Source organism: Cohnella boryungensis (assembly GCF_042651945.1).
Taxonomy (GTDB): Bacteria; Bacillota; Bacilli; order Paenibacillales; family Paenibacillaceae; genus Cohnella; species Cohnella boryungensis.
In genome coordinates this window covers 146,248-167,586 of record NZ_JBHSED010000065.1, presented here as the reverse complement: position 1 = coordinate 167,586, position 21,339 = coordinate 146,248, and the positions used below count along the sequence as shown (strand labels likewise).

Annotated in this window: 14 protein-coding genes and 1 pseudogene; 11 read left to right on the top strand and 4 right to left on the bottom strand. The window is 46.9% G+C overall.

Annotated elements, in window-relative coordinates; translation table 11 throughout:
* Positions 1-183: 183 nt before the first annotated feature.
* From ACFO1S_RS24445 to tatA, 3 genes are all read left to right on the top strand, one after another.
* Positions 184-1,230 carry a multicopper oxidase domain-containing protein gene (locus ACFO1S_RS24445; protein ID WP_204602437.1) on the top strand — a complete coding sequence of 349 codons (1,047 nt, stop codon included), beginning with the start codon at positions 184-186 and terminating at the stop codon, positions 1,228-1,230.
* A gap of 86 nt (positions 1,231-1,316) precedes the next feature.
* Positions 1,317-2,438: a ZIP family metal transporter gene (locus ACFO1S_RS24440; protein WP_378127738.1), complete on the top strand. Its 1,122-nt coding sequence runs from the start codon at positions 1,317-1,319 to the stop codon at positions 2,436-2,438.
* Between the two features lie 24 nt (positions 2,439-2,462).
* Positions 2,463-2,651: a twin-arginine translocase TatA/TatE family subunit gene (gene tatA, locus ACFO1S_RS24435; RefSeq protein ID WP_204602439.1), complete on the top strand. Its 189-nt coding sequence runs from the start codon at positions 2,463-2,465 to the stop codon at positions 2,649-2,651.
* 173 nt (positions 2,652-2,824) lie between these two features.
* On the opposite strand, the gene ACFO1S_RS24430 is transcribed toward tatA, so the two are convergent.
* Positions 2,825-3,241, bottom strand: coding sequence for a VOC family protein (locus ACFO1S_RS24430; protein ID WP_204602440.1), 417 nt, complete (start codon positions 3,239-3,241; stop codon positions 2,825-2,827).
* 1,595 nt (positions 3,242-4,836) lie between these two features.
* Between ACFO1S_RS24430 and ACFO1S_RS24425 the strand changes: the two genes are divergently transcribed.
* From ACFO1S_RS24425 to serS, 7 genes are all read left to right on the top strand, one after another.
* Entirely contained in the window at positions 4,837-9,585 is a 4,749-nt protein-coding gene (locus ACFO1S_RS24425; protein WP_378127737.1) for a LamG-like jellyroll fold domain-containing protein, read from the top strand.
* A gap of 178 nt (positions 9,586-9,763) precedes the next feature.
* The gene (locus ACFO1S_RS24420) at positions 9,764-10,069 is read left to right on the top strand and encodes an NIPSNAP family protein (RefSeq protein ID WP_378127736.1); all 306 of its coding nucleotides are present in this window, start codon (positions 9,764-9,766) and stop codon (positions 10,067-10,069) included.
* Positions 10,070-10,746: 677 nt separating this feature from the next.
* Entirely contained in the window at positions 10,747-12,057 is a 1,311-nt protein-coding gene (locus ACFO1S_RS24415) for a cytochrome ubiquinol oxidase subunit I (RefSeq protein ID WP_204602442.1), read from the top strand.
* Entirely contained in the window at positions 12,054-13,073 is a 1,020-nt protein-coding gene (locus ACFO1S_RS24410) for a cytochrome d ubiquinol oxidase subunit II (protein WP_204602443.1), read from the top strand. The genes ACFO1S_RS24415 and ACFO1S_RS24410 overlap by 4 nt, the downstream gene beginning before the upstream one ends.
* Entirely contained in the window at positions 13,070-14,836 is a 1,767-nt protein-coding gene (gene cydD / locus ACFO1S_RS24405) for a thiol reductant ABC exporter subunit CydD (RefSeq protein ID WP_204602444.1), read from the top strand. Before ACFO1S_RS24410 ends, cydD begins: the two co-directional genes overlap by 4 nt.
* The gene (gene cydC / locus ACFO1S_RS24400; RefSeq protein ID WP_204602445.1) at positions 14,833-16,575 is read left to right on the top strand and encodes a thiol reductant ABC exporter subunit CydC; all 1,743 of its coding nucleotides are present in this window, start codon (positions 14,833-14,835) and stop codon (positions 16,573-16,575) included. The genes cydD and cydC overlap by 4 nt, the downstream gene beginning before the upstream one ends.
* Before the next feature lie 348 nt (positions 16,576-16,923).
* Entirely contained in the window at positions 16,924-18,204 is a 1,281-nt protein-coding gene (serS, locus tag ACFO1S_RS24395) for a serine--tRNA ligase (RefSeq protein WP_204602588.1), read from the top strand.
* A 43-nt stretch (positions 18,205-18,247) separates the two neighbouring features.
* Here serS and ACFO1S_RS24390 read toward each other — a convergent pair.
* The 3 genes and pseudogenes from ACFO1S_RS24390 to yjcZ form a co-directional block, all read right to left on the bottom strand.
* A pseudogene (locus ACFO1S_RS24390) lies at positions 18,248-18,487 on the bottom strand (arsenate reductase/protein-tyrosine-phosphatase family protein); the annotation flags it as partial.
* A gap of 461 nt (positions 18,488-18,948) precedes the next feature.
* Positions 18,949-19,329: a LysM peptidoglycan-binding domain-containing protein gene (locus tag ACFO1S_RS24385; RefSeq protein ID WP_204602447.1), complete on the bottom strand. Its 381-nt coding sequence runs from the start codon at positions 19,327-19,329 to the stop codon at positions 18,949-18,951.
* 1,380 nt (positions 19,330-20,709) lie between these two features.
* Positions 20,710-20,814 carry a sporulation protein YjcZ gene (gene yjcZ, locus ACFO1S_RS24380; protein WP_204602448.1) on the bottom strand — a complete coding sequence of 35 codons (105 nt, stop codon included), beginning with the start codon at positions 20,812-20,814 and terminating at the stop codon, positions 20,710-20,712.
* A 232-nt stretch (positions 20,815-21,046) separates the two neighbouring features.
* Between yjcZ and ACFO1S_RS24375 the strand changes: the two genes are divergently transcribed.
* Positions 21,047-21,307: a dihydrofolate reductase family protein gene (locus tag ACFO1S_RS24375; RefSeq protein WP_204602449.1), complete on the top strand. Its 261-nt coding sequence runs from the start codon at positions 21,047-21,049 to the stop codon at positions 21,305-21,307.
* Positions 21,308-21,339: the final 32 nt, after the last annotated feature.

Below are 21,339 nucleotides of genomic sequence, written 5' to 3'. Positions count from 1 at the left end.
TCAACCCCAGCGAAATCAAAATTTCTTATTTACAATTTCTTAAGAACATCATATATTAGGCATGAAGACAATTTGCGCTAGGTAAACATTTTGTCTTGCGACCATAAATATTATATTTAAACATATTTTTTGCGTTTAAGAAATTTAATTTCCTTTGGCAAAGAAAAATCGGAGGGTGATGGGATGGTATTCGATCCGAAAAAACCGGTATCACGAAGAGAAGTACTGAAGTGGGGAGCGATTGGAACGTTAGGCGTGATCGGGGGATCCTTGTTTAACCCGAGTTCATGGTTTGGCAAAACCGTTAAAGCCATGGATAAACATGAGCTTCATTCCGCGCTGCAGAATCAAAAGCATCAGACCATGACCCATGGTTACGATCCTGGAACGGAAATGACCAACGGGCTGCAAGCGGCGATTAAGTCGCTAACCGAATTCGATTACGGCAAAACCAGTACCAGATCCGACGGACGTACGGTCAGGGAATACGAGCTTGTGGCCGTTGACACCGAATTGGAAATCGCTGATGGAATCAAATTTTCAGGATGGGCCTATAACGATTCGATTCCCGGACCCACGATCCGATGCACAGAGGGGGATATTGTCCGAATCAAATTTTGGAACGGATCGACACACCCGCATTCCATTCATTTTCACGGCATTCATCCGACGCGAATGGACGGAATCGAACCCGTGCAATCCGGAACGGAGTTTATTTACGAGTTTGAAGCCAAACCGGCAGGCATGCACGTCTACCATTGCCATATTCCGCCCCTTGCCAAGCACATTCACAAAGGCTTGTACGGAAATTTCATCGTTGACCCGAAGAAAGCAAGAAAACCGGCTAGCGAATTCAATATGGTGATGAACGGATTCGATTTGGACCTTGACGGAGCAAACGAAGTTTACACCGTTAACGGCTATGCATTCGCCTTTCAAGCCTGGCCAATCGAAGTCAAGGTCGGGGAATTGGTTCGAATCTATTTAAGTAACTTGACCGAATTCGATCTCCTCAATTCTTTCCATCTTCATGCGAACTTCTTTCATTATTACGAGGTCGGGGCGGACCCCGATGCGAGGCCCGTGTATACGGATACGATCATGCAATGCCAAGGGCAAAGGGGAATATTGGAAGTGGTGTTCCCCGAACCTGGGAAGTATATGTTCCACGCGCATCAGAGCGAATTCGCGGAGCTCGGGTGGATGGGCTTTTTTGAAGCCAAAGCATAGGGAGGGTAAACAAGATGCAGAGCGAAGTCGAAACTCTTCAATCGAAACCTCGTAAAGCAATCTGGATATGGGGAATCTTGCCGCTAATGTTACTTGCAATAATCATTTACGCCCTATTCCACTTCGGGACTGGGGTCAAGGATGAGCCCGTTGCACCGCTAGAAGTATTGGATATCGAGAAAATTACGCTTACGGACGAAGGCTTTACGGTTAAAGTTCTAAATACAGGGCCGGATTCCGTATCCATAGCGCAAGTCATCGTAAACGACGCCTTCTGGAACGCGACCTTTCGGCCGAGCCAGACGCTTAATCGACTTGATCAAACCGTGATAGACATTCCGTACGGTTGGGTAGAAGGCGATCCGTATACGATCAACCTGATTACGACAAACGGCCTGATCTTTTCGGGAGAGGTACCTATTGCCGCTAAAACGCCCGTCGCCGATGCTAGCCGTTTCGCTCAGTACGCATTGATCGGCTTTTATGTCGGCGTAGTCCCTGTAGGACTGGGATTACTATGGTTTCCCTTTTTGCGGAGGTTTTCGGACAAAGGCGTGCAGGGGATACTGGCTTTGACGATAGGGTTATTGTTTTTTCTCGTTATCGATACCTTTAATGAAGGATTGGAAATCGGCGCAACCGCACCAAGCCTATTTCAAGGAACGGGACTTGTTTGGTTCGGAGCTCTCTTGAGCTTTTTATTCTTATTGGCGCTTGATCAAGGGAATCAACTAAAAGGGAAAACATCCGGGAAACAAATCGCTTATAAAATCGCCGGCGGCATCGGTCTCCACAATCTCGGGGAAGGGCTGGCGATCGGAGCTGCATTCGCTGCCGGCGAAGCCGCACTCGGTACGTTCCTGATTATCGGATTTACGCTTCACAACGTCACGGAGGGAGTGGGCATTGCTTCGCCTCTGTTGAAGGAGCAGCCTTCTTGGAAAACCTTTTTGGCGTTAGCGATCGTGGGCGGAGCCCCTGCGATTATCGGCACTTGGATAGGCGGTTTTATATATAATCCCACGTTCGCTTCTCTGTTCTTCGGAATAGGCGCCGGCGCAATCGCTCAAGTGATCTATTCGATCGGCCGAATGATTCTTAAAGAAGCCGAAAAGAAAAACATAGCTGCCGTCTCATGGACGAATTTAGTCGGATTGACGCTTGGCCTGTTGTTAATGTACGTTACGGCTCTATTCGTAAGTGCGTAAACAGGAAGAGAGGAGGAGGGATTAATGCCATTAAATATAGGATGGACGGGAATAATATTATTAGTCCTTATTGCCTTGCTCATATTCGGACCTTCAAAACTGCCGCAACTCGGCAAAGCGATCGGTACCACGATAAGGGAGTTTAGATCGGGAACTAAAGAACTCATAGACGGGGAAGAGAACACCGAGAAAAAGGGGAACGCCGGTTCCTAAGCTAAGAGCAATCGCATTTGGGGTATCCCAGCGATTGCTCTTGTTTTAGGCGATTGTCAAGATAACGACAATTAATACTATGATAAGCAGTTTAATGTGCGTGTAGAATGAATATCGGACGGAAGAGGAAATAAAGGGACCTCCTCCACAATTATTGAAAACTTAAGTAGCTTTTAACCTTGAGCTGCATCCGTGTTCATGTAGTTGATTGCCCACATATGGCCGTCCAAGTCCTCGAAGGCCCAATGATACATGAATCCATAATCCTCAGGTTCTTCGTACGATTTCCCGCCCAAGGAGACCGCAGCATTCACGATTTCATCCACCTTTTCTCGGCTCTCGAAGGCCAATGCGATCGTCATTTGCGCATACTTTTCCGTATCAACGGTTTCCTTCTGCGTGAGCGACTTTAAAAGTTCTTTGGTGAGCAGCATGACCTGCAGGTTGTCGCCGATCACGATGGCTACCGACTTCTCATTCTCGGGGAATTGCGGGTTGAGCTCGAATCCGAGTCCGGTGAAGAACGCCTTCGATTGTTCTACGTTGTTTACAGGCAGATTGAAGCTCGTGAATGTGGACATTAATGCCATTTACAAACACCTCATCGTCAGATTGGTTTGTTGTCATTGATGCCTTCAAAAGGAATAAGCAGATGCAAACCCAGTATATCAACGAACTTCTCAACATACCAGAGTTACACGTAAGCCAGATTCTGTTTGTCGATCACAATTTATCAAGGAAAGCTGTGCGGGAAAGAGTCCAAGTGACGCAATCGGTTCATGACAATTTCACTGATAAGGAAAAGCAGCAATTGTTTACAACTCTTTGTGAAAAACACGGCTTTACAAGGGAGTGTTCCTGTCATTAGAGCAGGGGGGGACTAATAATGAAGTTATTCTATTTTTGATAATACTAGCTTCTATAAGTTGACACTCCTGTCGAAGGACAAACATATATCGATTAGAAGCCGTTAATATCGCGGCTTTTTTGTTTTGGCAATGTAAGTTCTTGTCCAAAGTTTAGGACAAGAACTTACATCGTTTCTTGACTATGGACAAGAACTTACATTGTTTGTCGCGAACAATCATTGACTAGCCTGCGCTTTCAATTTAATGATGATTGGGAAGCGAAGCCGACAGCTGCGCCAGAAACAGTTCGCGAAGTCAGAGTGGAGCGACGTCGAATGGGATCACCCGAAGCGCTTGGCCGGCGCGGGTATTCTATATTCGCAAGGTTGGTGGTAAAAGCGAAATTTTACAGTCATAGAAAGGAAGGGGGTATGGTATGGTATGGTATGGTTTGCGCTGGCACGGCTCGCCAGAGACGTGGTCCTCCTGCCTGATGGAGAAAGGAGGGGACATTGATTTTTTCCTTCGACGCTGAAGCCGAAGTTGCCAAAACATCGAATTCCGAACAATATCCAAGTAGAAAATCTGCAATAGGGCAGCCATGTTATTTGTGTACCGATCGCGCCGGTCGACTTTGTATTTCTTTTTCACTTATTGAGGAATAATAATGGAAATAAAAAATCTTAATGGTAATGTTAGGAAGCATTTGTTGTTGAACAGAGGAGACGATAATAACATCAAAAGGAAACGGTAAACCGTTCAATCAAAATCAGATCAAGAACCATATATCTGGTGTGGCACTCATGGATATACATAAATAAATAGACGAAAATCTGATGAATTCACCAGAGATAAACTGTAATATAAAGGTTGTAAATGTAAAAAAACAGGGTGGAAATTTGATATTCTTTCACATGTGAATCTAGTACACTTGAATAAAGTTCTTTCTGTTACAGTGTCATGGTGAAGAAGCGAAGATATGCAGCAGCTCATAAAGCAGCTGTATTGGGCAAATTCACGAAATTGATGCTGAATTTTTCTGGAGAGCTTAAAGGTTTTGAGTGTTTGAATTAAATGGCTAGACGTATCAACTATAGCTATTTTGAAGGGAGGAGACTTCTACCCGGACGGTGTCAAGCCAGTATATAGCTACGCAAGGTGGAATTGATGAAAAGCTTCTAGCGATTAATTGAAAGAATTACTCGGGTAAAAATTGAAAGCGCTTTCTGATAAAGGCCAATTACTAGGTATAGGAACGTTACAGAGGGTCAATGAGAGGACAAGCAATGGATTGAATCTTTAAAAAACTAATTTTGAAATGTGAACAGGAGGATATTATGAAAACGGTTAATAAAAGATTGATATCATTGATTACTGGATTTGCACTGTTTTTCGAATTATTGCCGGTTGGGATTAACGAGGCGCCTTCGGTATCCGCTGCAGCGAATGTTATCGCTAATGATAGTCTTTCTGCTACGATCGGGGATTTAGGGCAGATTGAAGTACTAAATATCAAGAATAACCCATTAAACAAAAAAAATGCTGTTGTCAATTTTGTTTTGCCAAACTCTACGTCACCACAGAACGACGTCCAGCACCAATGGATGGGCGAAATGCTTTTTTCTTACCGTACCGGTGACACGGCAGTATTCCCTAACGACAGGGTTGGCTTTGTAGAAGTTGATACAAATAAAACACTGGCGGCTGGTGGATCGACTAAATATACAACCATCAATGCTAGTAACCAATATTTTACGAAGGTGGCTGCTTCAGACGGCAAGAAAGTAGAAGTCAATTTTATCGGACAGGCCCTTACTTCTACAACTGCTCGCGTGATGAAAGGTTTTGACGTGAAATCTGTATTTAATATGGATACTAGTGACGGTTCATTGCAGTGGGAAATCACCTTGAAAAACAAAAGCACCAAATATATTGAATTCGGTGATATCGGTTTGCCGATGCCATGGAATAACAAATATTTAAGTACATCAGATACCTATGACAACCGAGTTACTGTGCATAATTTTGCCGGTGCTGATAGTGGTTATTCCTATGCCATCCGCACGAGCGGCGAAGGGAATTTCATGATGTTCTCCCCAGTGCCGGAAAGCGGCGCACGCATCGAATATGTTGATTATTGGTTGGGTGACGCGGGTGAAGTTCGTGCTGGATCTCTGTACTCAAACTGGGTCGGTGACAGTGGCGGCTGGTTCCCGGGACTGAGTGTTCTATATATTCACTCCAAGGATATATCGAAAACAGGTCGTGGATATTTTACTGATGCCACTAGCTTGGTTTTGGCGCCTCAAGCGGAAAAAACATATAAGTTTAAGTTTTCAGCGGTACGCGCAGGCGACAACACACCGCAAGCAAATGCCGCAAGTTCAAATAATGCTTCTACTTCTATGGAAGACCGTGAGAAAAACCTTCGTTCCATTCTATACAAATCAGGGATGATTGACGCAGTGGCGTTGCCTGGCTTCCAGGCTGCAATCAATATGCCTGTCAAGCTGGATCTGCATTTCGACAACACTAAAATAGATTTTCAGTCGATAGAGATTCAGAATATCCTCCAGAATGATCCATATGATGCAGCACATATCCCGGTTATTAAAGGTACGAACAGAGCCGCTATGGTCAACAATACTCGTACCGGACGTGGTTTACCTTCCGGGAACCCGGGATATACAAAATCCGCAACGTTTGTGGAAACTAAGATAATAAACGGGGAACAGCATCATATCTATGCTCTTACTTTTGACAATATCGGCAATAACAGCGTTCGTGTGAATTATAAGCTAAAATCTGATCCTGTAGGGGTGAATAAATTTACCCAATTTGAATTCAATATTCTAGCTGAGCTTGACCAAACATCGCAAGCCCACAGCCAATTTATGGTAGATAATACTCAGGATAAGGTCACGACTAGTCCTACCTTCGGTATCTACCGTGACTGGTACCTTACAACCGGTCTTGATACGACGACCAGCCATTGGGGAGATGACTGGAGCCACGATAACATCAACTTCATGACTATGAAGAATTATCTCGATCCTAAAGCTAGTGAAATTCGATCTATTGAAAACTACCTGATCGACTTCATGTGGAAAAATTATATGAAATATACGCAATCAACTTTTAGGGTTGCGAACTATCTCAATGCTTCAGGTATTTACTCAACTTCAAATGCGCCCTATGTACGGACATTTTCTGAAGCGATGGAAGTGAGTGGCTTCTTCAACATGTATCGGATCCAAAAGGCATATCCCAATATGATAGAGTATCGCGAATCTCCACAATTCTATCTGGAAAAGGCCTATGGCATTTACTATAACCGTGTCGGCACCGGAGCAACCGGATTCTACGGTGAACAACAAATTCCAGATTTAATTGAAGCACTTAAAGAAGAAGGAATGCTAACTGAGTATAATAATCTAAAAACGAAGTTTGCTCAAAATAAAGCAACGAGCGTGTTAAACGCTCCTTATCCTTACGGGTCAGAATTTGAATATGACAATACTGGTGAAGAAGGAGCCTATGCAGCAGCAAAGGCATTGCGCACTTACTACCCACAAGACTCGAAGGTAGCCAAAGCCTTGGAAAGCATGAAAGCAGATGACTTGAAGACTCGTGCAATGCGTGGTATCCAGCCTGCTTGGTACTTCTATTCCGTACCGGCATTCCGCGCCGGCGAAAGCTGGTGGAATTTCCAATATACCACGTCTTTGGCAGGATCCATTATGGATGATATGCTTCGCTATCAGGCTGATGGCAGGACTGCAGATCAGACGGCTGTCGCACAGCAGCGCAACTATGCTGCGAAGATTTCAAACTTCAACGCTATTAATATGGGGCAGATATCAGCTCAGTCTGTAGGAAGTACCGCTTGGAGATTTAATGCTCATAAGGGCGGAACAGGAACCAAAGACGTATACGATGGTGGTACACGCGTTATGAACAACGGCTGGCAGGACTTTTCTGGAGAATCAGAGGAAGGACTCTATGGCTCACTATTGCGTATCAGTTCTGATATTGTCACCGATCCGGTATTTGGGCTTTTCGGGTATGGAGCTACAGTCACTGACGTAAGCAACAAATACAATATCACACCAAAAGACGGTTTTGGCAAACGTATCAACCTAATCAAAGAGAAAATTTACCTAGTTTCGGAAAGCGATAAAATTCAAAGTGCGTTGATTCAAAAAGACGGTAAGGCAATTACTCTGCAAATCTCGAATCTTGCTCAAAAAACGCACGCATCAAGGATTACTCTCGATGGGTCAGGATTAGAGAATGGCTATTATACAATCAAGCTGAATGGTGCAAATGTCGGACAGTTCTATGTGCAAAACAATAAAGGTGTTGCTATGTTTCAAATGAGCAGTGCGCTAACTACTGCTGAAGTGCTCATTGAAAAGTCACTTACTGGAGCAAATCAAGCTCCACAGGTTACTACAGAGGCGGTGACACTAAGCCCGCCGGTAAATCTTCCGATTTTGTTGAACGGAATTGTGACCGACGACGGCGCACCGAATGGCGCTATGACCTACCTATGGGAAGTTGTCAGCACTCCGTCAGGTGGCCAACTAAGCTTTACCAATTCTAAATCAGCAATCACAAAAGCTGTAGGTACCCAAGCAGGCTCCTATACGGCAAGGCTCACCGCTAATGATGGTGCATTGAGCACCTCTAGCTTACTGACCTTTGTGTTGGGTGGTGGCACATCGGTAAACAGCGCGCCGATCGTAGATGCCGGCTCCAACGCGACGATCGCGCTTCCTTCGACGATCGCGCTATCGGGAACGGTAAGCGATGACGGCCTGCCTACGGGCGCGACCGTCACGACGACATGGAGTCTGCAAAGCGGTCCTGGAAGCGCGACGATCGCAAGTCCGAACTCGCTGAATACGACGGCGACGGTAACCGTTCCGGGCACTTATGTGTTCTTGCTTACCGCGAACGATACCGCGTTGCAATCGACGGATACGGTAACGAAGACGGTTCAAGCTTCGCTACCGGACCAGCTCGTTCGCTATCAGTTCAGCGAGACGAGCGGAACATCGGCAGCGGACTCGTCAGGCAATAATAAGACGGGCACGCTAAACGGCGGCGCGACGTTCTCTGCCGGGCAGACTGGAAACGCGGTTACCTTGAATGGTTCCAACGGCTACGTTAGCATGCCGAGCGGTATCGCCAGCGGCGCGACTAGCGTGACGATCGCCGCGTGGGTAAATGCGAATAGCTTAAGCAACTGGGCGCGCATTTTCGATATCGGCTCCAGCACGACGAACTATATGTTCTTGACGCCTCAACCAGGCGGCGCGGGTCTCCGCTTCGCCATCACGAACAGCGGCAACGGTTCCGAGCAGCAAATCAGCTCGACGACCGCGTTCCCGACGGGCGTATGGAAACACGTCGCGGTCACGATTTCCGGTTCGACGGGCAGATTGTACGTGGACGGCGTGCAGGTAGCGACGAACACGAGCATGACGCTGAATCCGTCCAGCCTCGGCACGACGACGAACAACTGGATCGGCAGATCGCAATTCTCCGGCGATGCTTACTTCAACGGTTCGGTAGACGACTTCCGCATTTACAGCAGAGCGCTTAGCGCTTCGGAAATCAGCGCGCTCATGGGCGGAGGCACGGCTCCTACGGACATCGCGCCGCAAGCGACGGCGTCGACTTCCTTCGTCTCCTCGTGGGAAAGCTTGGCGGGCTTGAACGACGGCTATACGCCGACGAGCTCGAACGATCGCGGCCATTCGGTGTACGGCAACTGGGATAATCCAGGTTCGACGCAATGGGTACAGTATACGTTTAGCGCGAACAAAACGATTTCCTCCGTCGACGTTTATTGGTTCGACGACGATGGGGGCATCGACCTGCCGGCTTCGTATACGATTCAATACTGGAACGGCAGCGCCTGGACGAACGTGGCTAGCCCGTCGGGTCTCGGCTTGCTGGCGAACCAGTACAACACGACGACGTTCACACCGGTTACGACGAATCAAATCCGGCTTAGCATAACGGCTAAATCTACCACATCTACAGGCATCGAATCCTGGAAAGTTTACGGAAATTAAAGCAGTCGGTTGCGCTCGCCGGGCCGGTCCTTTGGACCGTCCTGGCGAGCGCAATTTTTTTCAAGACGTTTGAGAACCATGCGAAGTTTGTCGGTTACACGATCGAGAAATACTGGTAAAATCGTAAGCAAAGCCGGCAAAAAAGACTTTGCGATTCTCAGAAAGCGAGGGAATCGAGTTGCGTATTTATACGATGCATGACGGAAGAATGGATGCGATTCTGGAACGTTTCAGCAAGCATACTCTTGGTATTTTCGAGCGGCTGGAAATGAAGGTAACTGATCTCTGGATCGATCAGACCGGGATCCCGAAGTTGTATTACGTGATGGAATACAAGGATATGGAGGAAGGGCAGCAGCAGTGGGATACCTTTAGGAATGATCCGGAATGGAACGAAGTAAAACGCAAATCCGAGGAGAGCGGGCCGATTCTGGAGAAGATGGATGTCATCTATATGAATCGCGCCGATTTTTTTAAAGGATAAGAGGAACGTTTCATACTTAAGAGAAGGACGATGAAACCTGCTTGAACGGCAGAATGCAAATTAAGGACAAGAACATAAATTGATTAGACTCCGCGCGTTGCGCGGAGTTTTTTGTTTTATAGATGCACGTTCTTGTCCATTGCCGGAGACAAGAACTTGAATAGAGATGGGACCGTAAATCAGGTGTTGACCTGGAGTCGCGACTGCACTGGAAAACGCGAGTTAAACTCACCAGAGGCGTGGTCGGATGGAAAAGGGGAGCATTAATTTACCCTTCGACGCCCCGAAGTTGCCAAAACATCGAATTCTAAAACAATATCCAGTACGAAAATCTGCAATTAGCGGTAGCCGTGTTGTCCATGGACCGATCGCGCCGGTCTGGTCGACAGCATTGAACGGAGAACGATAGTTCATTAAGGTCAGTCGTAGCTAGCTGGAAGAACTCACGTCTTAATGTCCTAGAGTTCAGTAAAGCAATGAATAACGTTACTATGATAAGCTCGATAAAATCAATGGCCCGATTGGGCCTTTTTTGCGTTTTTCACCGAGTTGTCGGAAAGAATTGATCTCGTCTTGAACTTTTAGGGGCGAAGATGTGACCTTGATTTTTTTACATTAGAGTAAAAGATATAATCATTTCGAATTACCACACCGCTTTGTAACGGAGGGAGTACGGAATGGGGATTGATACGGTTCTGTGGAGTAAGCTGGTGACAGGAATGACGCTGGGGTTCCACGCTATATTCGCGACGCTTGGCGTCGGTATCCCGCTTATGATCGCGATAGCCGAGTTCATCGGCATCCGCAAGCAAGATCCGCATTACACGCAGATGGCAAAGAGGTGGGCGCGGGGATTTGTCATTTCCGTTGCGGTCGGCGTCGTGACAGGCACGGCGATCTCTCTACAACTGGCCTTGGTGTGGCCGAATTTTATGAAGCTGGCGGGGAACGTTATTGCGCTTCCGTTGTTCATGGAAGTATTCGCATTCTTCTTCGAAGCCATCTTCCTGGGCATATACCTGTATACGTGGGAGCGGTTCAAGAATCCATACATTCATTGGTTGCTCACGATTCCTATTGTAATCGGGGCAGGGATGTCTGCTGTTTTTATCACGACAGTTAACGGATTCATGAATCAGCCAGGTGGATTTACGATGGAGGGAGGCCAATTCACAGCCGTCGACCCGGTTCAAGCAATGCTGAATACGGCGACGTTCTCCAAGGTGTTCCATGTACTAAGCTCGGCCTATTTAACAGGTGCTGCTTTATTAGCAGGAATAGCCGCCTTTACGATGCTTAGAAAGGGCGTTACCGGTTATCACCGAAAAGCCCTGAAGCTTATGATGGCCGTTGCTCTTTTATTCGGGTTGCTAAACACGTTAGCCGGAGACGTATCTGCCAAATTTTTGGCCGAGCACCAGCCGGAGAAGTTAGCCGCTGCAGAATGGCATTTCGAGACCGAAAGCGGCGCGGATTTGATTCTATTGGGGTGGCTTAATGCCGAGCATAAAATAATAGGTGCGATTCACCTGCCGAAATTACTGAGCTTCCTTGCTTTCGGAGATTTCAAGGCGGAAGTGACGGGTTTAAACGAATTTCCGCCCGAAGACCAGCCGCCGCTTCTCGTGCACTATTTGTTCGATTTGATGGCAGGGGTCGGATTCCTGTTGTTGGGCATATCCGTTCTGTATTTCGTATTCGTATTCTGGCGTAAGCGCAATGAACTCAACAAGTGGCTGCTTCGCGTTATTGCTTTAGGCGCGCCGCTCGCTTTGATAGGGGTTGAGCTTGGCTGGTTTTACGCCGAGTTGGGCCGGCAACCGTGGATTATTCGAGGATATATGCGTGTCGAAGAAGCGGCTACGACATCGCCTAGCGTGATCATTCTATTCTTCCTCTTTTTGCTTCTGTACATCGTACTCGGTGCTGTTAGCATTTTCGTTCTTCGGCGCATGTTCAAGACGACAGGGGAAGGAGAGCACGTATGATGAATTACGAGTTGATTGGAATTTCAGTGCTCTGGCTGTTTTTGTACGGATATTTAATTATAGCCTCCATTGATTTCGGAGCCGGTTTCTTTGCCTTCTATGCCCGCTTGACGAAGCAGGATCATCTGATCAATCGCCTGATTTCCCGTTATTTATCGCCCGTGTGGGAGATCACCAATGTGTTTTTTGTCTTTTTCTACATTGGTATTGTCGGTTTCTTTCCGGATACCGCCTATTACTATGGCTCGGCGCTACTTGTCCCAGGAAGCCTAGCTATTATTCTGCTCGCCGTTCGCGGTTCATTCTATGCATTCGAGAATTATGGTTCCAAGAATCACATCGTGTATCTGTTCTTGTACGGAGCTTCGGGGTTACTTATTCCGGCTTCGTTGTCCGTAGCGCTGACCCTGTCCGAAGGTGGTTTTATCTTGAAGCAGGAGGAGACGGTTTCTCTGGATTACTGGGCGTTGCTCACCGATCCGTTATCTTGGAGCATCGTTGGATTGGCAATCGTATCCGTCTTGTTCATTAGCGCTTCCTTCCTGGCCTTTTACGCTTCTCGGGCAGAGGATAACTCCGCGCTCAAGCTGATGCGGACCTATTCGCTGTTTTGGAGTACGCCGACGATAATTATCGCGCTAACTGCCTTTATCTATTTGGGCCAACACAATGAGCGGCATTATCAAAATATGATGGATTTATGGTGGCTGCTTGCTCTTTCCATTGCTTTCTTCGCGATCGCCATGTGGCTGTTGTACCGCGGACGTCGATACGGATTAGCTTTCATATGCATCATGCTGCAATTTTTCTGTGCCTTCTTCGCTTACGGGATTGGACAATATCCTTACCTTCTTGATCCCTACATCACGATTCAGAGCAGCGTGACTTCCCCCTCTATGGGCTTTGCACTGGTTGTCGTGTTTGTCGGCGGTATGTGCTTGTTGATCCCATCCCTTATCCTGGTCTTCAAGCTCTTCCTGTTTGACGCAGATTATGTGAAAGGAAAGAAAACATGAAGAAGAAAACAAGCCTGACTGCTCAGCAACTGTCTGCTCAACGCAATCGTCTCGTTTACTTAGCGTTCATTTCCCTTGCGCTTGGCATTGCCATTGCGGGTCAGGCCGCCTTGTTGGCGGAAGCCGTCCAGCGGATATTCGTGGAGAGTGCTTCCTTCCCATCGGTTGCCGGTTTACTCGGAATTCTGCTGGCCGTTATGGCCACACGCACTCTGTTGTCATACGGGAACGGCGTAATTGGATTGCGTATGGCTACTACCGCCAAAACGAATATGCGTACAGCCGTTTTGAAGAACTTTTTCCAATCGTCCATGCCTGTAACTCTTCGCGGCCATACAGGAGGGAAGGTTAGTATTGCTCTGGATGCTGTGGATGAGTCTGACGGTTATTTTAGCCAGTACATGCCTCGAATGGTGGAAGCAGCGGTTATCCCGATTCTGCTATTGATCGTTACCTTTACCCTGCATGCCAACTCAGGCTTCATTATGCTGTTTACGGCTCCATTTATCCTGATATTCATGATTCTGGTGGGATTGAAGACGAAAAAGAAATCCGAAGAAAAATATTCGCAATTGGCCGAGTTTGCCGGAACGTTTCTCGATTCTCTTCAAGGACTCGTTACCTTGAAAATATTCGGACGAGCCAACCGACAAGAGCAAGAAATCGAACGCAGCAGCCTGGGTTACCGTGATGCCACGATGACTATTTTGAGAATCGCGTTTACGAATACCTTCATGCTGGAATCGATTGTGATGTTAAGCATAGGTATCGTGGCTCTCGAATTGGCCATTCAATTGCTTGTCTTAAAGTCGATGTCGTTCCACACCGCTTTTCTCGTTCTCCTGCTCGTTCCCGAGTTTTACAGCCTGTTAAAGAATACGGGGACAGCATTTCACAGCGGTCGAACAAGTATGGGGGCGATTCGCAAGGTTGAAATCATTCTTGAAGAAACAAACGATAGGAACGATCAAATGGAGCTAACGGAAGAGGGGCGTGCATCCGCTAAGGAACTACTTACATTGCCGCCTTCCATTGAACTGGACAATGTGAGGTTTCAGTATGCTCCTGGTTCATTTGAGCTTAAAGTAGGACCGATCAAAGTTGGAACCGGACAGAATATTGCCATAGTCGGTAGAAGCGGATCCGGTAAAACGACCTTACTCCATCTCATTTCTGGGCTGCTGAAACCGAAATCGGGGGCGATCCTGGTAAACGGAACCCCCCTCTCGCAAAAGGATGAGACGATATGGTTCGAACATATTAGTTACATTACGCAGCATCCTTATATTTTTGCAGGTACTTTCGCCGATAACATCGCGATCGGCGCCGGTCGGAACGTCACGAGAGAGGAAATCGAAAAGGCGGCGGAAGAGGCCGGACTTTCTGGGGTTGCAGCCAAATTGGAGCAGGGATTGGATACCTTCGTTGGTGAAGGCGGCAGAGGATTATCCGGTGGGGAAAAGCAACGACTTTCCTTAGCGCGGGCTTTTCTGAAGCGTCCTACTCTTATCTTGTTTGACGAGCCTACGGTGGGACTCGATCTGCGCACCGAGCGCGTTCTTCAACGCTCCATTGCCGCTTTAGCATCAACGGCGACGATGATTACGGTGGCTCATCGTTTATATACAATTCGACATGCGGACAACATTTTGTTTATGGACCATGGAACTTTAGTGAGTTCGGGAAATCATGATGAGCTTATGAAACGCTTGCCTTCTTATGCGGAGATGGTCGATGTCCAACTTAAAGGAGGGTTAGCATGAACGAATGGGCTATTTTGTCCAAAGCTATGATTCGAGAGCGCAAGGATATTATCCTTTCGATATTAGGAGGATTTATTGCAGGACTAGCAGGCGTCGCCCTCTTTGCCGCGAGCGGGTACCTGATATCGCAATCGGTTTTTGCGCCACCGCTGTACACTTTGATCGTTCTTACGTCGCTGGTCAAGCTGCTTGGTATCCTTCGGGCAGCGAGTCGTTACGGAGAGCGTTTGTATTCCCACAGGGCCACATTCTCTATGCTAAGCCGTTTGCGCACCTCTTTTTTTGCGAAGCTTATCCCTTTATCGCCTGGGATATGGAACAAGAATCGTAGCGGAGATTTGCTTGCGCGGATCGTTGGCGATGTGGAAAGTTTGCAGCATTATTTTCTGCGCGTCGCTTATCCGCCTGTCATTGTCGTCACCGTTTTTTTAGCTACCATGTTGTTTACCGCTTCATTCTCGCTGTGGATTGCCTGCTTGCTTGTACTAGGAATGCTAGCAACAACATGGATTGTGCCGGGAATTGCATTACTAGTACGGCGGAAGATGCAGGGTCGTGTCCGCCAACAGCGGGCGCTTCTGTCCACGGAGTTAACAGAGGTATTGTATGGGTTCAGAGATCTGAAAGTATATGGGCAATTGTCCCGGCGAGAGCAACAGCTCCAGCAGGCTTCCGTTGCATTGGCAGCCGATCAGCAACGGGCAGCCGGACAACTGTTGCTTGGACAGTCCATGCACGCATTCATTACCTTTCTTGTTTCCTGGGGGGTACTGGCGCTTGGCGCTTATTTGATTATGGATGGAGCGCTTGCCGGAGTCTTCCTAGCCATGTTAGTCATGGCCACGCTGACGGTATTCGAAGAAGCAACGGCAATGGCTACATTACCCGCGTACAAGCAAGATAGCGAATATGCCGCCCAGCGGCTGACGGAAACGGTACTGGATTCGGCTATACCGTCATTGAACCCCAGCTGCTTGTTGTCTGCCGATCTTGCCGTTTCAATCGATTTATCCGGCGTGTCCTTTCAACATGAAGGGGAGAGGAGGCTGGCGATAAAGGACTTCACGTTGCAGATTCCTTCAGGCTCCAAAACGGCGATTGTCGGGCCGAGCGGATCAGGAAAGTCCACGTTGATAGAATTGCTGCTAAAGCTGCGTACGCCAACGGCTGGCGAAATGCGATTAAACGGCGTACCGGTGAGAGAGATAGAAGAGACAAGCATTTGGGCAGCGACTAACGTGGTGTTCCAGCAAAGCCATTTTTTCCGGGGAACGATCCGGGATAACCTGCTGCTTAATGAAAAAGAAAATTCTGACGAGCAATTATTGGATATTCTCGCCAAGGTGCAGCTGCCGAATACGTCGCTAACCGATGCCGTGTACGAGAAAGGGGAGAATTTATCGGATGGTGAGAAGCAGCGCTTGGCCATGGCTCGAGCCATGCTCCGTAGAGGACGGCTTTGGCTGCTGGATGAACCGACGTCCTCCTTGGATTACGTGACGGAGCAACGCGTTCTGAAGCATCTCTATGAACAGGCGGCCGAAGATACGCTTCTTCTCATTTGTCATAGGCTTACCGGCTTGGAAGTAATGGATCGGATTGTGGTTATGGAGCAAGGCAAAGTGGTGGAAACGGGCTCGTATTCGGAGTTAATGGAGCAAAAAGGCTATTTTTATCATATGAAACAAATCGAGCTGCAATTGATTGGAGAGGGTGGGGAGCAGTGGCACAGTCAGTAACCTAAAAATCGAAGCTACCATTTTATAACGGCAGCGGTTAATTCGGACAGTTCGGATCTTGCTTCGGCCCTTGACATCTGCGAAATTGAGCTCTAAAATGTTGATAATTACAAATTCGGATCATGCCTATGAAGAGCATCCAACTCGGAGGCGTTCTCGTCAAGTGCAACCCCTTCGGGTTGTATCCTAAGCTTACCGGCACCGCCCGTTACCGCGGAACCAAGAGGATTGAACTGCGATAAATCAAGGTTTGATCAAGTTGGGTGGCACCGCGAGCAGACGCTCCTCGTCCCAATTCGGACGAAGGGCGTCTTTTTGTTACCAAAAAAGGAGACAGAGGTGATCAAGATGCTGGAAATTGCGTTTATTCGGAAAAATCGCGAAGTACTGCAGCAAACTGCAGATCAAAAAGGAATCCCGCTTTCGATTGCGGACTTGCTCGCGCAAGACGAACAAAGAAGGCGGCTGTTGGTCGAAGTTGAACGTTTGCGGTACGAACGAAATCGCTTGTCCGAGATTATCGGCGAGCTCATGAAACAAGGTAAACCTATCGAAGCCGAGGAAGCCAAAAAGCAGGTCAAGGAAATAAACGGATCGCTTGGAAGTTTGGAAATTAGCCTGACGACTGTAGATAATACTTATAGGGAGTGGATGCTGCTTGTACCAAACATCGTATCGTTGGACACGCCAAATGGAGCATCGGATGAAGACAACGTGGAGATTAGAAGAGTAGGCGAGGTTCCTCGATTTGATTTTTCTCCAATGAACCATGTCGAACTCGGAGAGCGCCTGGGTATTCTCGATATTCCTCGCGGGGTGAAAATCGCAGGTAGCCGTCATTATGTGCTCAAGGGATTAGGGTATCGTCTCCATCGAGCCGTTCAGCAACTCGCTATGGATGTGCTGGAGCACAAGGGCTTTACGCCATTAGAAGTTCCAACGATCGTACGCGGCGAAACGCTGTTAAATACCGGCTTTTTTCCGACGGGCGAAGACCAGATCTTCGCGCTTGCAGAGGAGGACAAATACCTGGTCGGTACTTCCGAAGCGAGCCTAGTGTCGTATTTCGGAAATGAAGTCGTTGAAATGAATGGCCCTATCCGTCTTGCGGCGGCGACTTCTTGTTTTCGAAAAGAAATCGGGTCGTCCGGCCGAGATGTCCAGGGGCTTTACCGGGTCCATCAATTCGCCAAGGTGGAACAGGTGGTTTTATGTGAGAACGATCCTGTTTTATCGGAGCAGTTGCTACAGGAGATGACTCAGCATGCCGAGGAAATTCTACGGATGCTTGAATTACCATATCGGGTGGTCGCGGTATGTATCGGCGATATGTCCCAAAAAACGCATAAGCAATTTGATATCGAGACGTGGATGCCAAGCCGTCAATCTTACGGAGAAACGCATTCTGCTTCCAACTTGCTTGATTTTCAAGCACGTCGGGCCAATATCCGATATCGGGATTCGAATGGAAAACTGCGATACTGCCACACTCTCAATAACACGGCGGTTGCATCGCCGAGGATTCTGATTCCGTTGTTGGAGAACCATCAAAAGGAAGACGGCTCAGTGTACGTGCCGAAGGCGCTACGCCCGTATTTGAACGGGATAGAGGAGATTCTGCCAATCTAACAATCGACAGTTATCACAGTGAATTTCATCTTTTTAGCCGAGCCCAGTGCCATTTGATGACGTTCGGATTGGAGATGACGGGGCAATGCTCATCGGCATGTCCGCAAAGTGTGATGACGTAAGTTGCTCGATTCAAAGTCTCCGGATCAATGACATTGGAGGTATTAGAAGAGATGTCGATGCCGACGTCTGCCATTACTTCAACTGCGCGTGGGTTCAGTCCATGTGCTTCAAGTCCCGGGCTTTTCACTTCGTTGAGATGGCCGCCGATCGAATCCAAGAATCATCAGTCATTAAAGCGTTTAAGCCATAAACATGAAGATCTCAAAGACAGAATCTCAATTCTAACTAGAACGGTCTTTTTAATATTTTAAGCAAAAATCCACACTAAGAAATAAAAGAAGTGGAGTGTGGGAATTGCAATTTATCACAAGTTATTTTTATATAGCCAAGACGAAGTAGTATAGAGCTAAATCGAATAGACTGTAAGGACGAACGACTCCCTCACTGCGCTAATGGGGAACAGCAGCAGTCTATGACTTTATTTTCTCGTTCATGTGGGTCAGCCTTTAACCTATTTCTTAAAAACTGACGATTTTCAAATTCAGAAACCGGGTTAAATTGCACAACAATATAAAGGTGGGACGTCCATTATCAGCGTTCCACCTTTATTGTTAATCGTCTTATTCAAACCTGAGCGGAGCATGAGGGGATGTTGCATCTACTTAACGAATTGCCAATCTACTACATAGATTGTGCACCTTGAACTGCAACAGGCATCTCCGAATAAGTCTTTTGGCACATCATATTGGAGATACGAGGAATATAGACGGATTCCCCTGGCTTCAATTGCTGAGAGTTACTCAAGTGAGAATTCGCTTCCTCCACGATTGCGTAAGGGATGTTATAGACATGACAAATACTCATTAATGTATCACCGGGTTGTACTTGATGCTGCGCGAATACCATGTCGTCTCCGTTGCCGTTCCTAAAGAAAGGGAAGAAAGGGGAAAAGAAAAAAGACGGAAACAAGAACCGATTAGGGAAGAATGGATGAGGGAACGGACGGAAAAATTGTCTGCCGAATCCTCCGGTAATACCTCCTGGAAAAAATCCGCGATCCATTTTTTTTACCTCCGTATAATTAGTCATTCGTCTATAGAATATTGTCACGTGTAGACTTTGGTTACTGTGGATATTAATTCAGAACGGCGGTAATGACGACTTACAAGCTAAAGGTAAGTACCAACCGCCTTAACTCATGTATTAAGAAATGTAATTACAATGATTATGATCCGAGCCTACGGCTTCTTCATGTTAACGATATAAGTTCTTGTCCATTCTTAGGGATAAGAACTTGTATCGTTTTTCGAATTATGATTTGAACAGTTACAACTACCGGCAGCACTAATTACCGGAACTCTTATGTAGGTCGGTACAAACTCCGGTACTGGTACGACATAGCGTCGTCCTTATGTCTGTAAGGGATGAAGAGATAGGGGAAATGGCGATATTATGTTATACATCATACAAAAAGCTTGATGTAAAGGGATCCATTAATCATTACAGACATATGTAGTTTTTCACTCCGCGACCACATGTTCTATTATTAGACGAAACCAGAGTTGTGCCTTCACCCAAATGCAGTCAGGGAAGCATACCGGGTATTATAGAACCTACCTGAATCAGGAAACTGGCAAGGAAGCAGGACATGGAAAGGGGGGATATAAATAAAAAGAATTCCCCGTCGGGCCAACTAGCTAAGCGGGGAGTTCATGGGTAGTGAGGTGTTGGAGCCAATCAAACTTAGTAGGAACCGATTCCGGCTCGCAAGACAATAACTAACGGAACAAAAAGAACAAGGGCGAATGCGGCTGCAGCTATTCCGCCGCCATGACCAATGCTTGTACTCATATTGATCATTACTTGTTTTCTTTTATAATGCCCAACAAGTTTTTAGCCGAGCAATCTCGAGAGCAGAATTATTTCAGCCAATCGCATGATGAGTCGTCTCCTACGCCCTCTAATAATGGCACTCAGAACAAGAAAGTCTGTACCAACCGATAAGAGAGTTCCAGTAAAAATTCTTCCAGTTGTTGTAACCTGCACTGATTTTACCTGTAATAATTTGGCTTGAACGGTGGAAAAAGTAACCAAGCCTCAATCCTTGAGGATAGTACGAAGTCTTTTGGTACTTTGTCGCTAGTGGGACGAAGACCAATGATCCAAAAGGGATTTAAGACGATTGAACTGAAGATTATTCAGCCATAATTGTAGCAAGCCCGGGGGCATAGGTCCTCGGGCTAATTAATATTTGGAGAGGATGAGCGGGGATTACAAGATGCTCCCGGAAAAAACGGCCCCCAAAAGTATGAAGACCATGAGGATAAAAATAACAAGGACTATTAATGCGGCAATGGAAATACCCACGTATTCACCACCCTTGTAGCTGAACCCCTCCAAGAAAACTTGAAGGGGCAATACTCACCATAAAAGAAAAATTGCTTAGTAGCCATGTCCTGCTTTAAGAATGATAACCAACAAGATAAAGAGAACAAGTACAAATGCTGCTGCTTGCATGCCGCCGTATCCACCTACTACTCCGCTCATGGATTTCACCACCTGCTGATTATTGTGATGTTCATCACACGGATAGCATATGTCGGGATAAGTATACGGTCAGTGCATTTGCACAGGATGAAAATAATTCAGCATCTGTCACTGGAATACGAAGGGACTTGGTCTCCGGCTCAATCTGGCCGGATAGTTGGACTCACATAATAATAGAGGTATTAGGTATTTGCCCAAGCAGATACGCAATTAATAAATGAGGCTAATCAAGGTGCTCAAGGAGCAGCCCGCCAAAAATCTCGTTATTTTCGGCAGCCCGGGTGCGGGGAAAACGCTGCTTAAGCTCGGCCTGATCGACGAATTCCTGCTTACAATTTGTCCGATCGTCCTGGGCGGTGGAAAATCGGTATTCGACGGCGGCGCGAGAAAATCAGACTCAAGCTGCTGTCCAGCCGAACGTTCAAGTCGGGCATTATCGCTACCCGCTATGAGTTGGAGAAATAGTCGCGCCGTTCAAGGTTTTCAGCTCTAATGGGAACGTTTGTTCAATCAAAAAGCAGCAGT